The 23,271-nt window shown below is 72.5% G+C and carries 24 protein-coding genes; 10 read left to right on the top strand and 14 right to left on the bottom strand.

Annotated elements, in window-relative coordinates; translation table 11 throughout:
- Positions 1-223 precede the first annotated feature (223 nt).
- From cbiE to IF99_RS0113535, 5 genes are all read right to left on the bottom strand, one after another.
- On the bottom strand, positions 224-1,441 hold the full coding sequence (gene cbiE, locus IF99_RS0113555; RefSeq protein WP_030996698.1) for a precorrin-6y C5,15-methyltransferase (decarboxylating) subunit CbiE: 1,218 nt from the start codon (positions 1,439-1,441) through the stop codon (positions 224-226).
- 173 nt (positions 1,442-1,614) lie between these two features.
- Positions 1,615-2,274, bottom strand: a complete 660-nt coding sequence (locus IF99_RS0113550; protein ID WP_030996697.1) for a GNAT family N-acetyltransferase — start codon at positions 2,272-2,274, stop codon at positions 1,615-1,617.
- 186 nt (positions 2,275-2,460) lie between these two features.
- Positions 2,461-3,312: a MetQ/NlpA family ABC transporter substrate-binding protein gene (locus IF99_RS0113545; protein WP_030996696.1), complete on the bottom strand. Its 852-nt coding sequence runs from the start codon at positions 3,310-3,312 to the stop codon at positions 2,461-2,463.
- Positions 3,313-3,455: 143 nt separating this feature from the next.
- The gene (locus tag IF99_RS0113540; RefSeq protein WP_030996695.1) at positions 3,456-4,205 is read right to left on the bottom strand and encodes a methionine ABC transporter permease; all 750 of its coding nucleotides are present in this window, start codon (positions 4,203-4,205) and stop codon (positions 3,456-3,458) included.
- On the bottom strand, positions 4,202-5,362 hold the full coding sequence (locus IF99_RS0113535; RefSeq protein WP_078655078.1) for a methionine ABC transporter ATP-binding protein: 1,161 nt from the start codon (positions 5,360-5,362) through the stop codon (positions 4,202-4,204). Before IF99_RS0113535 ends, IF99_RS0113540 begins: the two co-directional genes overlap by 4 nt.
- Positions 5,363-6,137: 775 nt before the next feature.
- Between IF99_RS0113535 and IF99_RS0113530 the strand changes: the two genes are divergently transcribed.
- Positions 6,138-6,497 carry a hypothetical protein gene (locus IF99_RS0113530; protein ID WP_030996693.1) on the top strand — a complete coding sequence of 120 codons (360 nt, stop codon included), beginning with the start codon at positions 6,138-6,140 and terminating at the stop codon, positions 6,495-6,497.
- Between the two features lie 3 nt (positions 6,498-6,500).
- Positions 6,501-6,965 carry a hypothetical protein gene (locus IF99_RS0113525; protein WP_030996692.1) on the top strand — a complete coding sequence of 155 codons (465 nt, stop codon included), beginning with the start codon at positions 6,501-6,503 and terminating at the stop codon, positions 6,963-6,965.
- A 252-nt stretch (positions 6,966-7,217) separates the two neighbouring features.
- Here IF99_RS0113525 and IF99_RS0113520 read toward each other — a convergent pair whose 3' ends face one another.
- The 3 genes from IF99_RS0113520 to IF99_RS0113510 form a co-directional block, all read right to left on the bottom strand.
- On the bottom strand, positions 7,218-7,715 hold the full coding sequence (locus IF99_RS0113520; protein WP_030996691.1) for a GNAT family N-acetyltransferase: 498 nt from the start codon (positions 7,713-7,715) through the stop codon (positions 7,218-7,220).
- A gap of 25 nt (positions 7,716-7,740) precedes the next feature.
- Positions 7,741-8,331: a sigma-70 family RNA polymerase sigma factor gene (locus IF99_RS0113515; protein WP_030996690.1), complete on the bottom strand. Its 591-nt coding sequence runs from the start codon at positions 8,329-8,331 to the stop codon at positions 7,741-7,743.
- Positions 8,332-8,428: 97 nt separating this feature from the next.
- Positions 8,429-9,613, bottom strand: a complete 1,185-nt coding sequence (locus tag IF99_RS0113510; RefSeq protein WP_030996689.1) for a glycerophosphodiester phosphodiesterase — start codon at positions 9,611-9,613, stop codon at positions 8,429-8,431.
- A gap of 313 nt (positions 9,614-9,926) precedes the next feature.
- Between IF99_RS0113510 and IF99_RS0113505 the strand changes: the two genes are divergently transcribed.
- Complete coding sequence (locus IF99_RS0113505; RefSeq protein WP_030996688.1) at positions 9,927-10,598, top strand: lysophospholipid acyltransferase family protein; 672 nt, start codon at positions 9,927-9,929, stop codon at positions 10,596-10,598.
- Positions 10,599-11,076: 478 nt separating this feature from the next.
- On the opposite strand, the gene IF99_RS0113500 is transcribed toward IF99_RS0113505, so the two are convergent.
- The gene (locus IF99_RS0113500; protein WP_030996687.1) at positions 11,077-12,651 is read right to left on the bottom strand and encodes an MFS transporter; all 1,575 of its coding nucleotides are present in this window, start codon (positions 12,649-12,651) and stop codon (positions 11,077-11,079) included.
- A gap of 2 nt (positions 12,652-12,653) precedes the next feature.
- Complete coding sequence (locus IF99_RS0113495) at positions 12,654-13,202, bottom strand: TetR/AcrR family transcriptional regulator (RefSeq protein WP_234340685.1); 549 nt, start codon at positions 13,200-13,202, stop codon at positions 12,654-12,656.
- A 165-nt stretch (positions 13,203-13,367) separates the two neighbouring features.
- On the opposite strand from IF99_RS0113495, the gene IF99_RS0113490 reads away from it, so the two are divergent.
- Positions 13,368-13,865, top strand: coding sequence for an HAD domain-containing protein (locus IF99_RS0113490; RefSeq protein WP_030996685.1), 498 nt, complete (start codon positions 13,368-13,370; stop codon positions 13,863-13,865).
- A 348-nt stretch (positions 13,866-14,213) separates the two neighbouring features.
- Positions 14,214-14,387 (top strand): hypothetical protein, encoded by a 174-nt coding sequence (locus IF99_RS33960; protein WP_158716597.1) that lies wholly within the window; start codon positions 14,214-14,216, stop codon positions 14,385-14,387.
- Between the two features lie 228 nt (positions 14,388-14,615).
- Here the strand turns inward: IF99_RS33960 and IF99_RS0113480 are convergent, their stop codons facing one another.
- Complete coding sequence (locus IF99_RS0113480) at positions 14,616-15,065, bottom strand: hypothetical protein (RefSeq protein WP_030996684.1); 450 nt, start codon at positions 15,063-15,065, stop codon at positions 14,616-14,618.
- The gene (locus tag IF99_RS0113475) at positions 15,066-15,569 is read right to left on the bottom strand and encodes an ATP-binding protein (protein ID WP_037826877.1); all 504 of its coding nucleotides are present in this window, start codon (positions 15,567-15,569) and stop codon (positions 15,066-15,068) included.
- 125 nt (positions 15,570-15,694) lie between these two features.
- On the opposite strand from IF99_RS0113475, the gene IF99_RS0113470 reads away from it, so the two are divergent.
- From IF99_RS0113470 to IF99_RS0113460, 3 genes are all read left to right on the top strand, one after another.
- Positions 15,695-16,555, top strand: a complete 861-nt coding sequence (locus IF99_RS0113470; protein WP_030996682.1) for a helix-turn-helix domain-containing protein — start codon at positions 15,695-15,697, stop codon at positions 16,553-16,555.
- Positions 16,556-16,798: a DUF397 domain-containing protein gene (locus IF99_RS0113465; RefSeq protein WP_030996681.1), complete on the top strand. Its 243-nt coding sequence runs from the start codon at positions 16,556-16,558 to the stop codon at positions 16,796-16,798. It abuts the gene before it with no gap.
- Positions 16,799-17,109: 311 nt separating this feature from the next.
- The gene (locus tag IF99_RS0113460) at positions 17,110-17,751 is read left to right on the top strand and encodes a uridine kinase (RefSeq protein ID WP_030996680.1); all 642 of its coding nucleotides are present in this window, start codon (positions 17,110-17,112) and stop codon (positions 17,749-17,751) included.
- Positions 17,752-17,893: 142 nt separating this feature from the next.
- Here IF99_RS0113460 and IF99_RS0113455 read toward each other — a convergent pair whose 3' ends face one another.
- Entirely contained in the window at positions 17,894-18,499 is a 606-nt protein-coding gene (locus IF99_RS0113455) for a methylated-DNA--[protein]-cysteine S-methyltransferase (RefSeq protein ID WP_030996679.1), read from the bottom strand.
- 86 nt (positions 18,500-18,585) lie between these two features.
- Complete coding sequence (locus IF99_RS0113450) at positions 18,586-19,446, bottom strand: glycerophosphodiester phosphodiesterase (RefSeq protein WP_030996678.1); 861 nt, start codon at positions 19,444-19,446, stop codon at positions 18,586-18,588.
- Positions 19,447-19,895: 449 nt separating this feature from the next.
- Between IF99_RS0113450 and uvrB the strand changes: the two genes are divergently transcribed.
- Positions 19,896-22,049: an excinuclease ABC subunit UvrB gene (gene uvrB, locus IF99_RS0113445; protein WP_030996677.1), complete on the top strand. Its 2,154-nt coding sequence runs from the start codon at positions 19,896-19,898 to the stop codon at positions 22,047-22,049.
- 317 nt (positions 22,050-22,366) lie between these two features.
- A complete protein-coding gene (locus tag IF99_RS0113440) occupies positions 22,367-22,954 on the top strand; it encodes a TerD family protein (RefSeq protein ID WP_030996676.1) in 588 nt (195 codons plus the stop codon).
- The last annotated feature ends 317 nt before the right edge of the window (positions 22,955-23,271 follow it).

Here is a 23,271-nt window from a genome sequence, read left to right as displayed (position 1 = left end):
GAACCCTGCCGTCCCGGGGCATTCTCCCGGTCCCGGCGCGCTGATGGCGGCCACTTTCCGCCACAGTCGGCTGTGGACTGCGCCACGTCGGCGCGCGCCCGCCCCGCAGAACCCCGGATCACGGGGCGGACCTGGGGTTTACGGGCCGGTTCGGGGTGCCGGGGGCAGCTCGTAAAGCTGTACGACGATCGGCCAGCCTACCCCGCTTGCTGTGGCCACTGGTTCACGGGGCGCGATCGGGGCGGTGGGCGGAAAGGAGAAACACGACGGTACGTTCGGTTTCGGTCCACTCCCCCACATCGAGGGCGACGGACTGGAGCAGCGCGCACTCGACGGCGTAGCCGTGCTCGGCCAGGGTGCGGCCGAGGAGTTCGGCCTCGTCGCGGGTCCCGGCGTGGGTGACGATCGCGGCCGGGCGGCGGTCGGCGACGGCCGAGACGACCGGTGCGCCGCCGCCCCCGACCCGTACGACGTCGGGTTCGGGGAGGTCCTCGAGTATGTGCGGCGCGCTGCCGTGGAGGACCTGCACCCGCACGCCGAAGCGGCGGGCCGAGGCGGTGGTGCGGGCGCAGGCGTCCGGGTCCGCGTCGACGGCGAGCACGGCGGCCCCGAAGCGGGCGGCCTCGGCGGCGAAGGCGCCGGTCCCCGAGCCGATGTCCCACACCAGGTCGCCGGTGCGGGGCCCGAGGCGGGCGAGCTGGGCGGCGCGCAGTTCGCGGGCCTCGCCCTCCAGCGCCGCCTCCGCCCCGTACTCGCGCGCCGGGAGCGCCCAGCCGCGGACGGGGCCCGCCGGGTCGCGACCCGCGATCCAGCCGTTGTCGGTGCCGCCCGTCGTCGCGGTGCCGCCGATGACGATGACGACGTTGGGGTCGCGCCAGGCGTGGTCGGCGGCGCGGTCGGAGGTGACGACGGTGATGCGTTCGCGCGCGGTGCCGAGTTCCTCGCAGATCACGAAGGTGCGGTGCACGCCTTCGAGGAGCAGGCCGAGTTCGGCGGGTCCCGCGCCCGGCGAGGTGAGGACCGCGACCTTGGGATGGGCGCGGCAGACGTTCACGGCGCGGCGCAGGGTGCGCGGGTGGGCGACGACGATCTCGGCGTCCTCCCAGGGCATCCCGGCGCGGGCGAAGGCCGAGGCGACGGCGGAGACGGCGGGCACGACCTCGACCTCCAGGCCGTGTTCGCCCGCGCGCAGGGCGCGGACGACGCCGAAGAAGCCGGGGTCGCCGTCGGCGAGGACGACGGCACTGCCCCGGTGCAGGGCGATGCGGCGGGCCGCGAGGTGCACGCTGCCGAGCCGGACGCGCTCGGCGTGCTCGGGCACTTCGGGAAGCGCGAGGTGGTGGGCAGCCCCGGCCACGAGCGTCGCCGCGCCGAGCGCGGAGCGGGCCGCCTCGGTCAACGGCGAACCGTCCCAGCCGATCACCGTGACCCGGTCGGCCATCTTCGTGAGTCTCCTGTGGGTGTGCGCGGAGGCGGAGGCCCGGTGAGCGTGCGGGGCCGTACGGGCAGGGTGAGCGTACCGGTCGCACGCGTGTCCGGGCAGAGGCGGCTCCGGGTGGTCCCACCGAGGGGGCGGCGGGAGACCGTCGGGCGCGTATCCCCGTGGTGCCGCTGTCAGTTCCAGTCGGCGTAGGCGCGGACCGGGCCGTGCTCGGTGCGGGTCTCCTCGTGCACGGCGGGGGTCTCGATGTCGTCGTCGAGGTCCTCGGGGAGCAGGCTCCAGACGATGAGGTCGGTGCGGTTGCGGCGCAGGACGCCGGTGTGGTCGCGGCTCCTGGCTATCCAGGCGCCGCGCAGTACGCCCTCGCTGACGCAGCCGATGCGCTGCGCGACCTGCTGCGCGGCGGTGTTGTCGGCGGCCGTGCGCAGCTCGACGCGGGCGAAGCCCCGGCGGGTGAAGAGCCACTGCGCGACCGCGAGCGCCGCCTCGGCCGCGTATCCCTCGCCGCGTGCCCAGGAAGCGGTGACGCAGGAGAGTTCGGTGGCGCGCAGGTCCCAGTCGGTGCGGCTGAGCCGGACGGCGCCGACGAGGCGCTGGGTGAGGAACTCGGTGACGGCGAGGACGAGTCCTTCGCCGCCGAGCCGCGCTCCGGGGGCGCGGTGGGCGATCCAGTCGCGGGCGTGGGCGCGGGTGAAGGGGTGCGGGAAGGTGGTCCAGGCGGCGACGGGCTCGTCGTTCATCATGTCGGCCAGGGCGGCGGCGTCATCGGCTTCGAAGGGGCGCAGGACCAGCCGCTCGGTGCTGAGGGAGACATCGGGGAAGAGGGAAGTCATGTGCGCCGCTCCGTGATGGTCGGGCCTGGTCGGTGTCTTCGGCGGCCCGCGGGGCCGCTGTGCCGGATGGTCCAGCATGCAGCATGGGGGCCGGGGGGCGCACCACCGGGGCACGCGAAGGCCCCGGCGCACCCGAGGCGTTCTCGGGCGGCCGGGGCCGGGGCCGCGGGGCGAGGTCCGGCCGGGTCAGAAGGCCGGGATCACCGAGCCCTTGTAGGTGTCCTCGATGAACTTCCTGACCTCGGGCGAGTGGAGGAGCTTGGCGAGCTTCTTCACGCGCGGGTCGTTCTCCTTGCCGTCCTTGACGACGAGGAGGTTCGCGTACGGATTGTCCTTGGCCTTCTCCAGGACGAGGGCGTCCTTCGCGGGCTTGAGGCCGGTCTCGACCGCGTAGTTGCCGTTGATGACGGCGGCGTCGACGTCGTCGAGGGAGCGCGGGACCTGCGCGGCCTCCAGCTCCTTGAAGGAGAGGTGCTTCGGGTTCTTCGCGATGTCCGAGGGGGTCGCGTCGTCGCCGGCGCCGGACTTGAGCGTGAGGAGCCCGTTGCTCTCCAGGAGCTTGAGGGCGCGGGCCTCGTTGGTCGCGTCGTTGGGGAGCGCGACGGTGGCGCCCTTCTTCAGCTCGTCGAGGCTCTTGACCTTGTGCGAGTAGGCGCCGAGCGGTTCCAGGTGCACGGCGGTCACGGGGACGAGGTCGGTGCCGTTCTTCTTGTTGAAGTCGTCGAGGTACGGCTTGTGCTGGAAGAAGTTGGCGTCGACGGAGCCGTCCTGCGTCGCGGTGTTGGGGGTCACGTAGTCGGTGACCTCCTTGACCTTGAGCGTGAGCCCTTCCTTCGCGGCCAGGTGGTCCTGGACGTACTTCAGGATGTCCGCGTGCGGGGTGGGGCTCGCGGCGACGACGAGCGCCTTGTCGCTGTCGCCCGAGCCGCTCTTGGCGGAGTCGTCGTCGGAGCCGCAGGCGGCGAGGCCGAGGCCGAGGGCGCCCGCGAGGGCGACGGCGGTGGCGGTACGGGTGGTACGGCGGGTGTGGTTACGCACGAAAAGTGCCTTTCTCGGTGGTGCTGCTCCCGGCGGGTGCGGGGAGGTGGTGCGGTGGTGGTCTGTGGCCCGTAGCCCGGGCGGGCGGGCCCACGCGGAGTGCGCTCGGGCGGGGCCGGGATGGTGCGGGGGCCCGGGGTGGCTCAGGCGGCGTCGGCGGTGTCGCGTACCTCCGCCGCTTTCGCGGGGGTACGGGGCCGCAGGAGGCGCAGCGCGGGGGCGGGTCCGCGGCGGCCGCCGCGGTCGTGGAGCGCGCGGGCCGCGAAGTCGCCGAGGAACTGGATGACGGAGATGACGACGGCGAGGATCGCGACGGTCACCCACATCAGCCCGGTCTCGAAGCGCTGGAAGCCCTCGCGGATCGCGATGTCGCCGAGGCCGCCCGCGCCCACCGTGCCGGCCATCGCGGAGTAGCCGATGAGCGTCACGATCGTCGTGGTGGCGCTGGAGACGAGCGAGGGCAGCGACTCGGGCACCAGGACCTTGCGGACGACGGCCCATGTCGTGCCACCCATCGACTGCACGGCCTCGACGAGTCCGTGGTCGACCTCGCGTACGGCGGTCTCGACGAGGCGCGCGTAGAAGGGGATGGCGCCGATCGCGAGCGGCACGATCGCGGCCTCGCGGCCGATCGTGGTACCGGTGAGCCAGCGCGTGAAGCCCATGAGCGCGACCATGAGGATGATGAACGGCATCGAGCGGGCGATGTTGACGAGTTGCCCGAGCACCTTCGAGAGCACGGCGTTCTGGAGCAGTCCGCCGCGCGCGGTCAGCACGAGCAGGACGCCGATGGGCAGTCCGGCGGCGACGGCGATGAGCGTCGACCAGCCGACCATGTAGAGGGTGTCCCAGCTCGCCTGGCTGAGCAGCGGCCGCATCTCGGACCAGGTCATCGGTTCGCCCCCTGCTTCTCGGTCGTCCCGGACGTCGCGGGCCGCCCGGCCTTCTCCGGCGTTGCGCCCCCGGCTTCGGGGCCTTCGCCCTTCTCCGGGGACGTGCCCCCGGCCCCGGGCCGCCCGGCCTTCTCCGGCGACGTGCCCCCGGCTTCGGGCCGTACGGCCTCGACCTGGAGCCCCTGTTTGCGCAGGAAGCCGATGGGCACGACGTTCTCCTCGTACCGTCCGGGCAGTTCGATGCGCATCCGGCCGACCTGGCGGCCCGCGACGGTGTCCATCGCGGCGCCGAGTATCGAGATGTCGATGTTGTACGTACGGGAGAGCTGCGAGATCACCGGGCGGCTCGCCGAGTCGCCGTGGAAGGTGACGTCGATGACGGTGCGCGCGGGGCCGCTGCGCTCGCCGCTCACCGGGAAGAGCGCGGCTGCGAGGGCGGAGTGCGGCGTGGCGAGGAGTTCGTCGAGCGTCCCCGACTCGGTGACGCGGCCCTTCTCCATGAGCGCGGCCGAGTCGCAGACGGTCTTGACGACGTCCATCTCGTGCGTGATGAGGAGGACGGTGAGGCCGAGTTCGCGGTTGAGGGAGCGCAGGAGCGCGAGGACCGAACGGGTCGTCTCGGGGTCGAGGGCGCTGGTCGCCTCGTCGGAGAGGAGGACCTTCGGGTCACCGGCGAGGGCGCGGGCGATGCCGACGCGCTGCTTCTGGCCGCCGGAGAGCTGGGCGGGGTAGGCGTTCGCCTTGTCGCCGAGGCCCACGAGTTCGAGCAGTTCGCCCGCCTTCGTGGCCCGCGCGCGGCGGCTGTGCCCGAGGATTTCGAGCGGCAGCTCGACGTTGTCCCGCACCGTGCGCGAGGACAGCAGGTTGAAGTGCTGGAAGACCATGCCGATGCGGCTGCGCGCGGCACGCAGTTCGCGGCTCGCGCGACCGCCGCGGCCCTGGAGCGCGGTGAGGTCCTGGCCGTCGACGAGGACGGTGCCCGAGGTCGGGCGCTCCAGCATGTTGACGCAGCGGATGAGGGAGGACTTCCCGGCGCCGCTCTGGCCGATGACGCCGAAGACCTCCCCCTCGCGTACGTGCAGGTCGACGCCGTCGAGCGCGGTGAGGTCACGGCCGCCCGACCGGTAGACCTTGGTGAGGTCCTGGGTGGTGATCACGGGGGTGTCCCTGGGATGTCGAGTGCGCGGCGGGGTTCACCGGCACGGGAAGTGCCGTGCGCGGGGCACGGTGCTGAGGGGAAACCTTCGCGCCGCTTCCGGGTCCGGGCAGTCCGGGGCCGTGGGGCGGCGGGGATTCAGGTCCGGGCAGGCGCGGCACGCACCCGGGTCAGGGGTACGGCTTCGCGGTGGTGCTGCCGGTCTCGCTTCGGGGCGCGAGGCGGGGACCCTCAGGAGGCACACATTCGACACATGCGGCGAGCACCGGGCGTCTGGTTCGCCTCGGTCGCGGGGATGCGTGCGCTCGTCGTGGTCATGACGGCAGTTAACCAGACGAGTGGAGCGCACCCCTCCACTCGTCCGCATCACGGACACCTACCGCCCAGTACCCGGACGCGCCCGCACGCGCCGGTCAGCGGTCACGGTTTTCAGAAAACAGCTTCTGACCTGCGTTGACACCGCCGTAAGGCCGGGCACGAGGGTGTCCTCGGTCGGCTCGGCGCGGGCGTACGTTGTGGTCAATGCCACGCTCCGGCACCGACCGGCCGGGGGCGAAGGGCAGGCCCGTGGGGGCGTCCTCGCAGACGGAGAGCCTGGGCGCGGGGGCGCGGGACGGCGTGCGCCGGGCAACGGGCCGCGCGCGGGTGGGGCGAGGGGGATGAGGGACGAGGGCACGGATCGTCGGGCAGCCGTGGCGGGAAAGGCCCGTCCTGCGGCCGGTCCCGGAGGCGGGCCGCTTTTCGGGCGGAATGGGGGCCGTACTAGGGTCTGCCGCATGTTCGATGCCCTGACGATCGCGACCGCCGTCGCCGCGCTCGCGCTCGCCGCCTGGTGCGGGCACGCCTTCGCCAAGGACCAGTCGACGAAGGACTGGCACTTCATGGGGATGGCGGTCGTCTCGCTGCTCGCGCTCGCGCAGCTCGTCATCGGCATCGTCCGGCTCACGCGCGGCGAGGAACCTGACCAGGGGACGGTGATCTTCGTGGCCTACCTCGTGGGGGCCGCGCTGTGCGTCCCGCTGGCCGGGTTCATGTCGCTCACCGAGCGCAGCAAGTGGGGCTCGATGACGGTGCTGGCCGGTGGCGTCGTCCTCGCGGTTCTCGAAGTCCGGCTCTACGACATCTGGGGTGGCTGAGCGATGGAGCGCGAAACGACACGCGAGCCGGTGGCGGCGGGACGGACCAGGCTCATCAGCGGTCCGGGCATCCTGCTCCTGTGGGTCTACGGGGTCATGGTGGTCGGCGCGCTCTCGCGCTCCGTCTACCAGTTGAGCACCGAGTTCGACCGCGCCCCGCTCGCCTACGTGCTCTCGGCCGTCGCGGGTGTCGTGTACTGCTTCATCACGTGGAGCCTCGTACGCGGCGGCGAGGGCGCGCGCACGGCGGCGCGGATCTGCTGCGCGATCGAGCTTCTCGGCGTGCTCGTCGTGGGCACGTGGACGCTCGTCGACGGCGACTCGTTCCCGGACTCGACGGTGTGGTCCGACTACGGCATGGGCTACCTCTTCATCCCGGTGATCCTGCCCGTCAGCGCCCTGCTGTGGCTGCGCCGCTCGCGCGTGGAGGCGCTGGACGCGAAGACGGCGGCGGGGACGGCCGCCTGAGCGGGTCCGGCGGGGCGCCGGTTCCTTCGCCGGTCCCTTCACCGCTCCGGCCCGAGCGCGGCCGCGTTCGGCGCGCTCCTTTCCCCAGCCGGGCGAGGGCGAGTCGACGAGGTCGCGGGAGGACGTGCCCGGCGGGCCACGCCTCGGCGTCGTCGGCGCCCGGAACGCGCGCCGCGCTGGAACGGGCACCCGTGCGGCACAGGGGGTACCGGCTGCGCGGGGCAGGTCGCGGCGAGCGGCCCGCCCCGTCCCTCACACCCCGGCCGGTTGCCTGCCCGCGACCGTCTCCTTGGTGAGCGTCACCATGCTGAGGCGCTCGCTGACCTGTTCGGTGCCGACGGGCGCGTAGCCGTACTTGCGGTACAGGCGCACGTTGCTGCGGTGCCCCGTGAAGAGCTGGAAGCGGCGGGCGCGGCCCTCGGCGCGCAGCGCGTTCTCCACGGCGACCAGGAGCCGGCCGCCGAGCCCGTGCCGCTGCAACCGGGGATGCACGACGAGTTTGCCGATGTGGGCGATCCCGTCCTCGTCGACCGCGCCCCGTACCGAGCCCACGACCTCGTCGCCGAGGCGCGCGACGAGCACGTGCGCGGAGCGCAGCTCGGCACGCAGGCTCTCCAGGCTCTGGGTCAGGGGTTCGATGCCCCAGTCCCCGTACCGCTCCGCCTCGCTCTGGAAGCAGAGGTACTGGAGCTTCAGGATCTGCTCGGCGTCCTCTTCGGCCGCCGCAGAGATGGTCACGCTCGCGCCCATGTGTGCACGCCTCCCGCTCACCTGTTCACCGGTGTGTCTCCCGCAGGATTCCCCATCCCGCACCCCCTGTGAAACCTGGCCGACGGCTTCGAGGGCGGGAACGGGCCTGTGCGCCCGCCGGTCCGAGCAGTCTTCCCAAGCAGTTCAGGCAGTGTGAGCGCCTCGGGCCGAGGCTCCCCTGTGACATTCCCAACTCCGCCGCGATCTCGCGGTAGGTGAGATCGCGGGGCGAGAGCAGGGCCCGGACGAGGACCTGGCAGCGGCCCGGGAGCCGGCCCGCCGCTTCCCGTACGGAGCGCAGGAGTTCGGCGTCGATGTGCTGCTGCTCGGGGCCGGGGCGCGGGTCGGCGGGCTCGGGGACGCGGCGGTGCCGCTCCCGTGCGGCGTCGGCCTCGCCCAGCGGAGTTCCCGCCGCCCGTGCCTCGGCCTGTACGGCGGTGCGCAGCCAGGCGGCCGGGTCGGCGGGCGGCGGCGCGCCCCGCAGCCGCTCCAGGAGCCGGACCCACAGGGACTGCTCGAGATCGGCCGGATCAAGCTGGTGCGCGAGCGCCTCGGCGCGGGCCGCGGCGCGGACGAGGGGATGCCAGTGGTCGTACGGGGGCGGTGTGGTCTCCATGCCTGGCGGGACCGCGTGCGCGCGCGGAAGGTTCCGCGAGCGGCGGCGGCTCACCCGGAGGTATGCCGCCGCGCTCCCGTGCTGACGCCCCCCGCCGTCAGCGGCCCTTCTTCGCCAGGTAGCTCTCGCGGGCGAGGAGCGCGGTGTCCCCGTTGTCCGAGAAGAGTCCGTCGATCCCGGTCGCGTAGTACGTCTCGAAGAGCCGGAGGGCGTCCCCGTACGCGTTCGGGTCGCTCCCGACGCGGTAGTCCACGGGCAGGAAGGTGTTTTCGTTGCGGACGGTGTACGGGTGCAGCCGCAGCCCCTGGGCGTGGGCGTCGCGCACGAGGCTCGTGGGCCTGCCGAGGGTGCCGTCCGCCTCGCGGGGGATGACGAGGCTCAGGTCGGGGCCGATGCCCTCGGCGAAGGACGCGATCCACTTCAGCCCGGCGGGGGTCACGAGGTCGTCGGTGGTGCGCGGGTCGCCGGTGGCCTCGAAGTCGTACGGCTTGGTGCCGGCCGTCGAGAGCAGCACGATGCCGGGGGTCCGCACGAGCTTCTTGAGGCGCTGGATGCTCGTCGGCTCGAAGGACTGGAGGATGAGCGCGGAGGAGTCGCGGGTGTCGCGCCCGTACCTGCGCAGCAGGCGCGCGAGGCGCTCTTCGAGGCCGAGCCCGATGCCGCGGAAGTAAGTGGGGTGCTTCGTCTCGACGTACAGCCAGATCTTCCGGCCGCGCGCCCGGCCCTCCCGCTCGGCCCACTCCAGGACCTCTTCGAAGGTCGGCACCTCCCAGCGGCCGTTGTACAGGGTGTTGTGCTGGCGGGTGGCGGGGATGCGCTCGACGGCGCGGAGCGTCTTCAGCTCGGCGAGCGTGAAGTCCTCGGTGAACCAGCCGGTGAGCTTCGCGCCGTCGACGGTCTTCGTCGTTTTGCGCGCGGCGAACTCGGGGTGCTGGGCGACATCGGTGGTCTGCGTGATGTCGTTCTCGTGCCGGCACACGAGGTGGCCGTCCTTCGTGGGGACGAGGTCCTGCTCGATGATGTGGACGCCCATGTCAAGGGCGAGCCGGTAGGAGCCGAAGGTGTGCTCGGGGCGGTAGCCGGAGGTGCCGCGGTGGCCGATGACCGTCACCTCGGGCAGGTCGCGCAGTGCGCCGCCGCCCCGCCCCCTGCCCTCGCTCGCCGCCGCGGTGCCCGGCAGTCCCACGACGGCCGCGCCCGCGCCGAGGGCCGCGGCGCCGAGCAGGGCGCGGCGTGCGGTGCCCGTGCGGGGAGCGGGCTCCTTGGCTGCCTGATCCGTCATGGGGTCCTCCTGCGCTCGTGGACGTGCGGGTACGGGAACGGGGCCCGCCGTCACGAGGGGTCCGTCCCGTGACGGGCGGGGCGCCCGGTGAAGCGGTGCCGATGCTAGGCGCGGGGCCTCGCGCGAGGGGAGAACCCGTGCCGAACGGCGGGTGAAAACCGGCCCCCCGGCGCGGGCTCCTCGTCGCCCGCGGGTCAACTCCGCGTATCACCGCGGTGAACCCCGGTGTGCGCGGCCGGCCGACGCGCGAGTATCGTCCTCACCTGCGGGCCCCGCAGGTCCGCTGTCGTCCCTGACTGCTCCGGAGGGTCAGTTGTCCCGCTTCGCGTTCCTGAAGGCCGTCCTCGGTCCTGTCATGCGCCTGTGGTTCCGGCCGCAGCTGGAAGGCGTCGAGCGCATCCCGGGCGAGGGACCGGTGATCCTGGCCGGGAACCACCTCACCTTCATCGACTCGCTGATCCTTCCGGTCGTCTGCGACCGGCAGGTGATGTTCATCGGCAAGGACGAGTACGTCACGGGCAAGGGCATCAAGGGCCGGGTCATGGCCTGGTTCTTCACGGGTGTCGGGATGATCCCCGTGGACCGCGACGGGGCCAACGGCGGGGTCGCCGCGCTCATGACGGGGCGCCGCGTCCTGGAGGAGGGCCGGATGTTCGGCATCTACCCGGAGGGCACCCGCTCCCCCGACGGCCGTCTGTACCGGGGCCGTACCGGCATCGCGCGCCTGACCCTGATGACGGGCGCGCCCGTCGTCCCCTTCGCGATGATCGGCACCGACAAGCTCCAGCCGGGCGGCAAGGGCCTGCCCCGCCCCGGCAAGGTGACGGTCCGCTTCGGCGAGCCCATGGAGTTCTCGCGCTACGAGGGCATGGACCGCGACCGCTACGTGCTCCGCGCGGTGACGGACTCGGTCATGACCGAGGTCATGCGGCTCTCGGGCCAGGAGTACGTGGACATGTACGCCACCAAGGCGAAGGCGGCCTGAGACCGCCCGGCCACGGGGAGCCGTTCGGCACCGGGCCTCCCGCCAGGACCGTATCGCCAGGCGTCCTCCCGCCGGGAAGCCGTACTCCGTACTCCGCACCGCTGTAAACCATGCCGTCGAGGTGCCCCTTGCGGGCACGTCAACGTCGCTTGCGCCGCGTCACCCCCGTATACGGCGACCGTCGAGAAGTCCCGCTGCCACGGCGAGGACGCGCCCGCCCCGGCAGGTCGGGCGCCGAGGGCTTGGGGCGCGGAGGGCCTGTGGCGCCGAAGCTCCGGGCCTCCGAGGCTCCGAGGCTCCGCGAACGAGTGCGGCGACCGGTCGCACAGGGCCCCGCGAAGCGCGCCGCTCCGGTAACGGGTGCCGCGCAGCCGCCACTTGACACGCGGAAGCCCGCGCGGGCCCGCCCACCCCCCCGGCCGTGTCCGCAAGGTCCTGCCCCGCACCCCGGCGCCCAAGACCTCCCGGGACCACACACCTAGCGCGGCGCCGGTGCCGCGCTCTCGGGTATCGCCGCGTCGCCCTCCTCGTCCGTCACATCGAGCCGCTGGCCCTTGAGCAGGAACCAGGCCGCGACGGCTGTGCCGAGCAGGACGACCGCGCCGCCGACCGCCGCGTAGTGCAGTCCCGTCACGAAGGAGTCGTTCGCCGCGTCGAGCATGCGCGCGGCGAGGGGCGCGGGGAGCCGGTGGGCGGCTTCGGCCGCTCCGCCGAGTGATTCGTGCGCGGCGGCGGAGACCGGGCCCGGGACGCCGGGCGGGGTGGCGAAGTCCCGGTAGACACCGTTGACCACGGAACCGAGCAGCGCGATACCGAGGGCCGCGCCCAGTTCGTACGCGGTCTCCGAGACCGCCGACGCGGACCCGGCCTTCTCCTTGGGCACGGCGGAGAGGATCACGTCGGCCGTGACGGTGAAGGAGAAACCGGCGCCGAGGCCGACGACGAGGAGCACGCCGCCGAGCAGCGGATAGCCCGTGTGCTCGCCGATGAAGACGACGGCGGCGAGCGCGACGCCGATCGCGGCGAGCCCGCCCGAGACGACGAGCCGCACCGAGAAGCGCCGCGCGACGAGCCCCGCGACGAGCCCCGCGCCCACCGCGCCGATCGCGGAGGGGAGTTCGGCGAGTCCGGCCGCCAAGGGGGTCCGCCCCTGGACGAGTTGCAGGAACTGCGAGAGGAAGAAGACGAGCCCGGAGAGGCCGAGCACGGTGAGGAGGTCGGCGACGACGGCTGCGCTGAACCCCCGGTTGCGGAAGAGCCGCATGTTCAGGAGCGGCTTGGGCAGCGTGAGCTGGCGCCGCACGAACCACACGAGGAGGAACAGCCCGCCGAGTCCCGCGCCGAGTGTGAGCCCGGTGACCTCGCCCGCCGCCAGTTCCTTCACCGCGTACACGAGCCCGAACATCCCGGCGAGCGAGAGCCCCACGCTGGGCAGGTCCCAGGGGCCGGGGGCCGGGTCCTTCGACTCGGGCAGGAGCTTGGCGCCGACGAGCACGAGGAGCGCCATGACGGGCAGGTTGATGAGGAAGACCGAGCCCCACCAGAAGTGTTCGAGGAGGAAGCCGCCGACGATCGGGCCGAGCGCCATCCCGGCCGACGAGGCCGCGCCCCAGGCGCCGATCGCGAAGCTGCGCTCGCGCGGGTCGGGGAAGATGTTGCGGATCAGCGCCAGCGTGGACGGCATGAGGGTCGCCCCGGCGACACCGAGCAGGGCGCGCGCGAGGATGAGGATCTCGGGCGAGCCCGCGTAGGCGTTGAGGACCGAGATCCCGCCGAAGGCGACCGCGCCGAGGAGCAGCAGGCGCTTGCGGCCGATGCGGTCGCCGAGCCCGCCCATCGAGACGAGCAGCCCGGCGATGACGAAGGAGTAGACGTCGCCGATCCACAGGAGCTGCGTGCCCGAGGGGCGCAGGTCCTCGCTGATGTAAGGGGTCGCGAGGCCGAGCACGGTCGCGTCGACCGCGATGAGCAGCACCGCGAGGACGAGGACGCCGAGGGCGAGCCAGCGCGCGAGGGGGCGCTGGGCGGGGGCGGGGGCGGGGGACGTGGTCATGGTCACGGGGTCCTCCTCAGTACCCCGCCGAGCAGCAGCTCGGACACGTTGCGCGGGAAGTCCTGGGCGGCGACGCGGCCGTCGACGACGCACCAGCCGCAGGCCCCTATGAGGGCGTAGAGCGCCTCGGTGAGCCAGGTCGGGCTGAGGTCGATGCGGAACTCGCCGGTGCGCTGGCCGCGGGTGAACAGAGCGGTGAAGCGGCTGTCGAGCCGGGCCCAGCCCTCGTCGATCTCCTCGCCCTCGAAGAGCTGTGCCTCGGTGGTGAGGAAGGAGAGCAGCGGGGCGGGGCCCTGCAGACCGGCGACGAGCCTGCGCAGCGCGTCCACGGCGGGCCCCTCGTCGATCCGCGCGTCGGCCACGGCGGCCTCGCACTCGCGGATGCCCAGCTCCTCCAGGGCCCGTACGAGGGCGTCGCGCCCGGCGAAAAGCCGGTGCAGCGTGGCCCGGCTGACCCCGGCGGCGCGCGCCACCTCGTCCATCGTGGAGCCGGAGCGGCGCACGAGAAGCGTGGCGGCGGAGCGCAGCACTTGATCGCGGTCGACAGTCATGCGGTCCACCCTAGCAAAATGAGACATGAACGTCTCATAAGCATCGGACCCGTCTCACCCGAATCAGTGACGTCTCGCGATGCGGACACACGTCCAGCATGCGGAAGCCGCCGACCGGCCGCACGTTGCGGTCACAATGGACCCCACCGATCCCCGGGACGCCCTGTGACACCGTTCCTCTTCCTCGACGTAGATGGTCCGCTCAACCCCTTCGCGGCACCCCGCCGCCTGCCCGGCTACCGGACCCGCCAGGTCCGCCCGACGGGCTGGGCCTGGACCGAGCCCCTGGAACTGCGCCTCAACCCGGCGCACGGCGAGCGGCTGCGCGCCCTCGCCGGACGGTACGAGCTGGTGTGGGCCTCGACGTGGGAGGCCGAGGCGAACACGTACGTGGCGCCCGTGCTGGGGCTGCCCGCGCTCCCCTACGTGCACTGGCCGGCGCGGACGGCCGGCCCGGACGGCACCTTCTGGAAGCTGCGCGAGGTGCTGGCCCACGCCGCGGGACGCCCCTTCGCCTGGGTCGACGACGAGCTGGGGCCGCGCGACCGCGCGTGGGTGGACGCCCACTACCCGGCCGCGACCGCGCTCCTGCGGATCGACCCGGCGCGCGGGCTCACCGAGGACGACTTCCTCGCCCTTGAGGAGTGGAGGGAAAGCGTGTGACCTCCCGGGCCCGGACGCCTCCTCGCCCCGCGCACGCCGCGCCCCGCCCACCCCCGTTGCCCATCGCCGCCCGGGTGCGCCGTCGGGCGCGCCCCCTGCGCCCCGCAAGGGCGACGTATGCCGTTACGAGCCGGGGCGAACAGGTGACGGTACGGTCACGGCGCCCACGCCCGGGCGCCTCGCTGCGTCATTCTCGACGCACTGTCCGGCGCGGCGTGACGTGACGGCGGATGCACTCGTTACTCCATGCGAGTGAGTGAAGGGCGGGGTTCGAGTGAACACGTGTTGCGGCGGCACCGGCGGCGGGGGAGTGCGACCCGGGTACGACAGGACGGAGTTGCGGCCGTGATGACCGAACGAGTGGTGTTGGAACGCTTCCCCGCGGGCGGGCCGCGGGGCTCCTGGCCCGCCGAGGAATTCGCCCGTCAGCGACGCCGCGAGGGCACGGCCGCCGAGGTCGTCATGGACCTCGACGAGGACGCCTTCCTCGTCATCGTCCGCGCCCGCTCGGCCTTGGAGTGACCCAGGCCGCGCCCGAGTGAGCCTCTCGCGCGGGGGGTCCGCACGACGCGAGCGCAGCAGTGGGAACGCCGGGCCCGAGCGACGCGCCCCACGCCTAGGCGAGCCCGCTCGGCACGGAGAGGGGAAGAGCCGCGGCCCTCAAGACAGGGATGCCACCGGTACGGGGGGCGCCCCAAGGATCGGTACGGGGCGCCCCGCACCGGACAGACGCATACGCGGCAGAGTCGGTCAGTCCTCGGTCGGCGCCGAGCGCGACCACGGGGGGAGGGTGTCGGTGAGGCGGCACAGTGTCACGTAGAGGGGGATCGGCGGGGTGTACGGCGCCTTGCCGGCCGGCTGGTGGACGAGCCGGGGCTCCCTGCGGGCGTCCGGTACGAGCGCGCCGGCCGCGTAGTGCACGGGGGCGGGCCACTCCAGGGCCACGTCCGACCCGGAGGGCACGATCCACCACCAGCGCCCGCCGTCCGCGTACACGCAGCCCATCCGGGGCAGTCGTCCCATCACCCGGCGGGCCAGCGCCTCCGGCACGCCCACCGCGTCCACGCCCATCGACGTGGTCATTCCGCTCGGCACCGTCAGACGCACCAGTGGTGTTCGCGCCGCTCTGCGGGGGGACCTGCCCCGGCTGAGCGAGGCGAGCGTGTCGAGGCTCAGCGAGCCTGCCGTCCACGTGTGCATTCAGCGTGCCTCTTCCCACGACAACTCGGCCCACACGACCAGGCCGGAACCCTGTTCCGCCTCTTGCGTCCCCCAGGACAGGCTCATGGCGGAGACCAGGAAGAGGCCGCGCCCGTGCTCGTCATGCGGGTCCTGCCGGGGACTCGCGGGCTGTCTCCCGCACTGCCCCTCGTCGCGCACCGCTATCCGCAGGCGCACCCCGTCCGCCGCACCGCTCGCCCGCTTGAGGGGACCGAGGGCCTGTCGTGGGCCCCGTTCCTGCGGCTCCACCTCGCGCAGCTCGCACACGATGTGCCGGCTGCCCGTGTGGACAAGGGCGTTGGTGACGAGTTCCGAGACGATCAGGGTCGCCGCCTCGCACGTCTCCTCGGGCGCCGACCAGCCGTCGAGCTGCGCGCGGGTGAGCCGCCGGGCCTGGGCGGCGGAGCCCGGGTGAGCGGCGAGTTCGAAGCTCGCACAACGCTCACCGGTCTGGGGGGTGATTAACGGAGCGGACGGAATCACGTGTGCCACTATCTCCCCGGCGCGAACACTTGGCAAGGGTCACTCTGAAAAATGCAGAGTGCAGTGTGCTGGGGTTGCGGCGCATGGCACACTGCTCGGGAACTGTTCGCGAAGGGGAGGTCGACGTGAGCGAACCGAGGTCCGCGCCGACCGTGGGCCAGGTGGTGTTGGGGCGGCGGCTCCAGGACCTGCGCGAGCACGCGGGCTTCAGTCGTGAACAGGCGGCCAGGGTCTTGCGCGTCGCACCGGCCACGGTCCGGCGCATGGAGACGGCGGAGGTCGCGCTGAGGATTCCGTACCTCCAGCTCCTCCTCCAGTCGTACGGGGCGTCGCCGGAGGAGATCGAAACCTTCGTCACGCTCGCCGAGGACGCCAACAAGCCGGGCTGGTGGCAGCGTTACCACGGTGTGCTGCCCAACTGGTTCAGCATGCACGTGAGTCTGGAGGGGGCCGCGAGCCTCATCCGCAACTACGAACCGCACTTCGTGCCGGGCCTGCTCCAGACCGAGGAGTACGCGCGGGCCGTCATGCGGGCCGGTTCGCTCGGGCGCAGCGAGCCGGAGGAGATAGAGCGTCACGTCGACCTGCGACTGAGACGCCAGAAGCTCCTCGTACGCGAGGACGCGCCACGCCTGTGGTACGTCGTGGACGAAACGGTGGTGCGCCGTCCGGCGGGGGACGCGGCGGTCATGCGCCGGCAGATCGACCACCTGCTCGACGTCACCGCGCTGCCCAACGTGACCCTCCAGATCGCCGAGTTCAGTGCCGGGCCCCACCCCGGCACCTTCGGTCCCTTCGTGCTCTTCCGCTTCCCCATGCCCGAACTTCCGGACATGGTCTTCGTGGAGTACCTGACCGGCGCCGTCTACCTCGACAGCCGGCCGGAAGTCGCCACGTATCTGGAGGTCATGGACCACATGGCGGCACATGCCGCCACTGCACAACGCACAAAGGAGATCCTGAGGGATGTCCGCAAGGAGCTGTGAATGGACCGCGTCCGGATATACAACGGCATGCCCGCCGCCCAACTCGGCGACGCGGGGTGGCGCAAGCCGTGGAGCGGCGGCAACGGGGGGAACTGCGTCGAGGCGATGAAACTCGACGACGGCAGGATCGCTTTCCGCCAGTCCTCCGATCCAGAAGGGCCCGCCCTCATCTACACCCCGGCGGAGATCACCGCCTTCATCCAGGGAGCCAAGGCCGGACAGGCCGACTTCCTTCTCTCCTGATCTCCTCCGTTTCCCCTTCTCCGATCTCCTCCGCACCCGGGGCCTTGTCCCGGGTAGCTTCTCCGGGGGCGTGCCACAGCGCGCCCCCGTCTTTCGTCTCGGCCCCCGGCAGTGCGGCCCCGGTCGCCAGGCTCGCCGCCTCTCCGCCGCCACGACCCCGGCCGTGAGTCCCGCCGCCTCTCCGGCGGCGCGATCCCGGCTCGTGGAGCCCCGCCGCCTCACCGGCAGCGCGATCCCCGCCAGTGGGCCCACGCCGCCCCCGGCCGCGCCCCGCGCCCGTGAACCCCCGCCGCCTGCGTCACCATGGACCCGTGCGATTCGAAGCGATCACCTGGGAACGCCTGACCGAGGACCTCACCGAGCGACTGCTCGCGCTCACTCCCGCTGACGGCGGCGCCCATGTCCGGGTGGCACTCGACGGTGCTCCCGCCGCCCGCCCCGAGGCTCTCGCCGAACGGCTCGCCGAAGCGCTGCGCGCGGCGGGCCGGCCCGCGCTGCCCCTCGCCACGAGCGGCTTCCTGCGCCCCGCCTCGCTCCGCTTCGAGCACGGCCACCACGACCCCGACAGCTACCTCGCCGGCTGGTTCGACACCCCGGCCCTGTGGCGGGAGGTCTTCGCCCCGCTCGACCCGGGTGGGAGCGGCCGCGTCCTGCCCGACCTGTGGGACCCCGTCACCGACCGCGCGACCCGCACCCCGTACGTCATCCTGCCGCCCGGCGGCTTCCTCCTCCTCCACGGCCCCTTCCTCTTCGGTCACTGGTTCCCCTTCGACCTCGGTGTCCATCTCTCCCTCACCGAGGCGGCACTGCGCCGCCGCACCCCCGAGGAGGAGCACTGGACCCTCCCCGCCTTCGCCCGCTACGAAGCCGAGCAGACCCCCCTCGACGTGGCCGACCTCGTCGTCCGCACGGACGACCCCCGCCACCCGGCCCGCCGCGTCCCCCAGGACTGACGGCCCCCAGACGCCCACGCGTCCCCAGGACTGCCCGGAGCGATCTCCCCACGGCCTCCGCGCGCCACGCCCCCGGACGCCCCGCCTCCGCATCCCGTCGGGCGGCCCGGACCCCCGGCTCCCCCCTCCCAGGCCCCGCCACTCAGAACAAGGGCTGCGGCAGCACCCCCTCCAGCGCCAGCAACTGCCGCTTCGTCTCCACGCCGCCTCCGAAGCCCCCGATCCCGCCGTCCCGCTCCACCACCCGGTGACAGGCCACGAAGAGCGGGAGCGGATTGGCCCCCATCGCCAGACCCACGGCCTGCGCCGCGCCGGGCTGCCCGACCCTGCGCGCCAGCTCCCCGTATCCGACGACCGCCCCGAACGGCACCTCCGCCGCCAGGACCCGCAGCACCTCGCGCTGAAAACCGGTGACGAGCGACCAGTCCAGCCGCTGCGCGCCGAGCTCGCCGTCCCCCGCGAAGTACCTGCCCAGCGCCTCGCCCGCCGCCTCCACCGCGACCGCCCCCGTCGTGGCGTCCTCCGGGCCGCCGAGACGGGCGGCGAGCGCCTCCCGCTCCCCGGCCGCCGTCCGCGCGTGCGCGTGGAAGGCGACCCGGACCAGACCGGCGGCCGTCGCCGCCAGGAGGAGCGGCCCGATCGGGCTCTCCACCACCACCGACGTCCAGCCCCGGGGACCTTCCGGGGCGCCGGCGCGCTCCGGAAGGGGGCCCTGGGTCCCGGACGCCGCGGACGTGTCACTGTTCATGCGCACACCGTACGGCCGCCCACTGACAAGACCCCCGCCACCACGGCTGACCAGGTGTTTCCCTGGTCAGCCGCCGCCGGTGCCCGTCAGTCGCCCAGCGCGTCGCGCACGACGTCGGGGGCGTTGCTGATGATGCCGTCCACGCCCTTGTCCGCCGCCGCCACCGTGTCGTCCGGGGTGTCGACGGTCCAGGTGAAGACCTCCAGTGGCTTGTCGTGCGGGCCCTTCAGCGCGTGCGCCGCCGCGACCCAGTCCGCACCGATCGTCGTGTGCGAGGGATTGATCTGATCGGCGAAGCGGGCGTACTCGGGCAGCCGCGCCTGCGTCGGCGTGCCGAGGAAACCGGTCTTCACGTCGGGCCGCTGCTTGTGCACCTCCTTGACGCTCTTCGCGTCGAAGCTCTGCACCACCAGGCGGTGCCGCACGTGCCCGCGGTCGAGCCAGCCGCTGTTCCGCAGCTGGGCCAGGGTCTCGGCTTCGATGCCCGGGTAGAGATCGGGGCTCTTCAGCTCCAGGATCAGGTTCTGGTGGGTGTGGGTGATCTCGTCCAGGTACTCCTTCAGGGTCGGGATGCGCGTACCGGCGAAGGAAGGGTCGTACCAGGCCCCCGCGTCGAGCCGCGCGATCTCCGCCGCGGTGAAGTCGCGCACGTTCCACGGCGCGCGGTCGGGGAAGACCTGCTCCACGTCGGTCGTACGGGTGAGGGTCGTGTCGTGCAGGACGATCAGTTCGCCGTCCTTGGTGCGCTGGACATCGTTCTCCACCCAGCGGAACCCGAGCTCGGCCGCCTTCTCGACGGAGGGCAGGGTGTTCTCGGGCGCGTAGGCGGGCGCGCCGCGGTGTCCCACGACGGTGATTCCGGCGGGGCTGTGGGCGTTGTCGGCTGCCGTGGCGGTCGCGGCGGGGAGGCCCACGAGGACTCCGCTGCCGAGGATCGCGACGGTCACTGCTGTTGCGGCTCGTGCGGACAAGAAGGCTCCTGGGGTGAGCGGGATCACTGACAGTAGGAGGGTGACCGCTGCGGGGTGCGCGCAGACAGATGCGCGATGGCCACACCCCGAACGGAGCGCGACCGGTCGGACGCACCCCGGGGCGGCTCCCGCGCGCCGCCGAGGAAAGCCCAGGTCAGGGAGGTATGGGCGCATACGAGAGCGCAGAGGGCGTACAGGGCGCGCGGTCACCGCCCGTACCGCACCGCACGGCGGCCCCCGCGGCGCGGGGACCCCGGGTCACCGGGGCACGGCCGGAATCGAACGGCGCGCCGCCCACGCCGGGGGCGCGCGCTCCCCGCCCGCGCGCGGTCCGGCCCTTCCCCGCGCGGCTCGGGCCAGTTCCCCGGCGCGGTGTCCCCCGTTCGGCGGGCCGCTTGTCAGTGGTCGGTCGTACCGTGGAGGACATGCGGCCCGTAACTCAGATCGAACGCACGGTGGCGCCTTTCGAGGTCGTCAGCCCGTACTCGCCCAGCGGTGACCAGCCCACCGCCATCGCCGAGCTGGAGAAGCGCGTCAAGGGCGGGGAGAAGGACGTCGTCCTGCTCGGCGCGACCGGCACCGGCAAGTCGGCGACCACCGCGTGGATGATCGAGCGGCTCCAGCGCCCGACCCTCGTCATGGCGCCCAACAAGACCCTCGCGGCCCAGCTCGCCAACGAGTTCCGCGAGCTGCTCCCGAACAACGCGGTCGAGTACTTCGTCTCGTACTACGACTACTACCAGCCGGAGGCGTACGTCCCGCAGTCGGACACCTACATCGAGAAGGACTCCTCGATCAACGAGGAGGTGGAGCGGCTGCGGCACTCGGCGACGAACTCGCTGCTCACCCGCAGGGACGTCGTGGTCGTCGCCTCCGTCTCCTGCATCTACGGTCTCGGTACGCCGCAGGAGTACGTGGACCGCATGGTCCCCCTCAAGGTCGGTGACGAGGTGGACCGCGACGAGCTGCTGCGCCGCTTCGTCGACATCCAGTACACGCGCAACGACGTCGCCTTCACGCGCGGCACTTTCCGCGTGCGCGGCGACACGATCGAGATCTTCCCGGTGTACGAGGAGCTCGCCGTCCGCATCGAGATGTTCGGCGACGAGATCGAGGCCCTCTCCCTGCTCCACCCGCTCACCGGCGAGGTCATCAGCGACGACCAGCAGGTGTACGTCTTCCCGGCCTCGCACTACATCGCGGGTCCCGAGCGCATGGAACGGGCGATCAGCGGCATCGAGAAGGAGCTGGAAGGACGGCTCGCCGAGCTGGAGAATCAGGGCAAGCTCCTGGAGGCGCAGCGGCTGCGGATGCGGACGACGTATGACATCGAGATGCTCCGCCAGATCGGCACCTGTTCCGGCGTGGAGAACTACTCGATGCACTTCGACGACCGCGAGCCCGGCTCGCCGCCGAACACCCTGCTCGACTACTTCCCCGAGGACTTCCTCCTCGTCATCGACGAGTCCCACGTCACCGTCCCGCAGATCGGTGCGATGTACGAGGGCGACGCCTCCCGCAAGCGCACGCTCGTCGACCACGGCTTCCGCCTCCCCTCCGCGCTGGACAACCGGCCGTTGAAGTGGGAGGAGTTCCAGAAGCGCATCGGCCAGGCGGTGTACCTCTCCGCGACGCCGGGGAACTACGAGCTGTCCCGCTCGGACGGCTTCGTGGAGCAGATCATCCGCCCGACCGGCCTCGTCGACCCCGAGATCGTCGTCAAGCCCACCGAGGGCCAGATCGACGACCTCGTCCACGAGATCCGCGAGCGCACCGAGAGGGACGAGCGCGTCCTCGTCACGACGCTCACCAAGAAGATGGCCGAGGACCTCACCGACTACTTCCTCGAACTCGGCATCAACGTCCGCTACCTGCACAGCGACGTCGACACGCTGCGGCGCGTCGAGTTGCTGCGCGAGCTGCGGGCCGGGGAGTACGACGTCCTCGTCGGCATCAACCTGCTCCGCGAGGGCCTCGACCTCCCCGAGGTCTCCCTCGTCGCGATCCTCGACGCCGACAAGGAGGGCTTCCTGCGCTCGGGGACCTCGCTCATCCAGACCATCGGACGCGCCGCCCGCAACGTCTCCGGGCAGGTCCACATGTACGCGGACAAGATCACGCCCGCGATGGAACGGGCCATCGACGAGACCAACCGGCGCCGCGCCAAGCAGATCGCGTACAACACCGAGCGCGGTATCGACCCGCAGCCGCTGCGTAAGAAGATCAACGACATCGTCGCCTCGATCGCGCGCGAGGAGGTGGACACCGACTCGCTGCTCGGTACGGGGTACCGGCAGGGCAAGGAGGGCAAGGCCGCCAAGACGCCCGTGCCCGCGCTCGGCGGCAAGGCGACGGCCGACACGGGCAAGGCGGCGAAGGGCAAGGGCAAGAAGGGCAAGGCCGCGAGCGTGCCGACCGACCAGCCGGGTGCCGCTCTCGCCCAGCAGATCGAGGAGATGACAGACCGGATGCGGGCCGCCGCCGCCGACCTCCAGTTCGAGGTGGCCGCCCGGCTGCGCGACGAGGTCTCCGAAATGAAGAAGGAACTGCGGCAGATGAAGGAGGCGGGGGTCGCCTGAGGGATACGGGGCTGCGGGGCCACGACGGGCGAGGGCGTGCCGCCCGTAGGCGCCCCCTCGGGCGTCCGCAGCTCCGAGGGGGCGCCGCCGGGCGGTTCCGTTCCTCGCTGACCGCCGCCGAACCGCGTCCCTCGGGCGGATGATCCGGGCCCTGTGGCTGACCGGGTCATCCGCCCGGGTCACACGGTCCGCCTCCGTGTCCCGGGACGGCCACAATCCGTCGTGCGGGGGCTGCGCCGGGGCCCGCCGTCGTGCGAGGGTCGTGGGGGCGCTCTACGGGGGAGCGCTCTGTGACGCAGCTCGGAAGGTGGGGACACATGACGGTCAACTTGGCCAAGGGACAGGGCATCAGCCTGGAGAAGGGTGACGGAGGAGCGCTGACGGCGGTCCGGATGGGGCTCGGCTGGCAGGCCGCGCCCCGCAAGAAGGGACTGCTCGGGTCGCTCATGCGGCCCCGGGAGATCGACCTGGACGCCTCCGCCGTGCTCTTCAGCGGGAAGAGGTCCGTCGACGTCGTCTTTTTCCAGCACCTGACGAGCAACGACGGCTCGATCCGGCACACCGGGGACAACCTCGTCGGGGGAGCGGGGCAGGGGGACGACGACGAATCGATCCTCGTGGACCTCCAGCGGGTGCCCGCCGAGATCGACCAGATCGTCTTCACGGTGAATTCCTTCACCGGCCAGACCTTCCAGGAGGTCCAGAACGCCTTCTGCCGGCTCGTCGACGAGACGACGGGGCAGGAGCTGGCCCGGCACACCCTGGCGGGCGGCGGCCCGTACACCGCGCAGATCATGGCGAAGGTGCACCGCGCCAACGGCGGCTGGCGGATGACCGCGCTCGGCACGCCCGCCCAGGGCCGCACCTTCCAGGACCTCGTCCCGGCGATCCTGCCGCTGCTCTGAGAGCCCGGCGCCGCGAGCGCGCGCACCCGGTAGCCCCGGCGCCGCGAGCGCGCGCACCCGGAAGCCTAGGCGCCGCGAACGAGCGCACACGGAAGCCCCGGCGCCGCGAGCGTGTACATCCGGAAGCTCCGGTGGCGCGAACGCGTGAATCCGGGAGCCCCTCGCCGAGGGGCTCCCGGAGCGGGAAGCCCCTGCCGCGCGTGCGGGGGAGCGGCGAGGGAACAGGCGGGGGGCCGGCTTTTCAGTACCGCCTCCCACCTGCACCTTTTGGATTCCCTTTACCTAAGCCTTTACATCTCTTGGGTATCCCCGTACCT

This window comes from Streptomyces sp. NRRL F-5630, from assembly GCF_000719475.1.
Classification (GTDB): domain Bacteria; phylum Actinomycetota; class Actinomycetes; order Streptomycetales; family Streptomycetaceae; genus Streptomyces.
The sequence above is the reverse complement of the archived record's forward strand: the minus strand, read 5'-3'. Positions and strand labels throughout refer to the sequence as shown.

Bases quoted from the DNA above. Each gene is read 5' to 3' on its own strand.
- cbiE (WP_030996698.1), bottom strand. From the start codon at position 1,441: ATGGCCGACCGGGTCACGGTGATCGGCTGGGACGGTTCGCCGTTGACC.
- IF99_RS0113550 (WP_030996697.1), bottom strand. From the start codon at position 2,274: ATGACTTCCCTCTTCCCCGATGTCTCCCTCAGCACCGAGCGGCTGGTC.
- IF99_RS0113540 (WP_030996695.1), bottom strand. From the start codon at position 4,205: ATGACCTGGTCCGAGATGCGGCCGCTGCTCAGCCAGGCGAGCTGGGAC.
- IF99_RS0113530 (WP_030996693.1), top strand. From the start codon at position 6,138: ATGTTCGATGCCCTGACGATCGCGACCGCCGTCGCCGCGCTCGCGCTC.
- IF99_RS0113525 (WP_030996692.1), top strand. From the start codon at position 6,501: ATGGAGCGCGAAACGACACGCGAGCCGGTGGCGGCGGGACGGACCAGG.
- IF99_RS0113520 (WP_030996691.1), bottom strand. From the start codon at position 7,715: ATGGGCGCGAGCGTGACCATCTCTGCGGCGGCCGAAGAGGACGCCGAG.
- IF99_RS0113515 (WP_030996690.1), bottom strand. From the start codon at position 8,331: ATGGAGACCACACCGCCCCCGTACGACCACTGGCATCCCCTCGTCCGC.
- IF99_RS0113510 (WP_030996689.1), bottom strand. From the start codon at position 9,613: ATGACGGATCAGGCAGCCAAGGAGCCCGCTCCCCGCACGGGCACCGCA.
- IF99_RS0113500 (WP_030996687.1), bottom strand. From the start codon at position 12,651: ATGACCACGTCCCCCGCCCCCGCCCCCGCCCAGCGCCCCCTCGCGCGC.
- IF99_RS0113495 (WP_234340685.1), bottom strand. From the start codon at position 13,202: ATGACTGTCGACCGCGATCAAGTGCTGCGCTCCGCCGCCACGCTTCTC.
- IF99_RS33960 (WP_158716597.1), top strand. From the start codon at position 14,214: ATGACCGAACGAGTGGTGTTGGAACGCTTCCCCGCGGGCGGGCCGCGG.
- IF99_RS0113480 (WP_030996684.1), bottom strand. From the start codon at position 15,065: ATGCACACGTGGACGGCAGGCTCGCTGAGCCTCGACACGCTCGCCTCG.
- IF99_RS0113465 (WP_030996681.1), top strand. From the start codon at position 16,556: ATGGACCGCGTCCGGATATACAACGGCATGCCCGCCGCCCAACTCGGC.
- IF99_RS0113455 (WP_030996679.1), bottom strand. From the start codon at position 18,499: ATGAACAGTGACACGTCCGCGGCGTCCGGGACCCAGGGCCCCCTTCCG.
- uvrB (WP_030996677.1), top strand. From the start codon at position 19,896: ATGCGGCCCGTAACTCAGATCGAACGCACGGTGGCGCCTTTCGAGGTC.
- IF99_RS0113440 (WP_030996676.1), top strand. From the start codon at position 22,367: ATGACGGTCAACTTGGCCAAGGGACAGGGCATCAGCCTGGAGAAGGGT.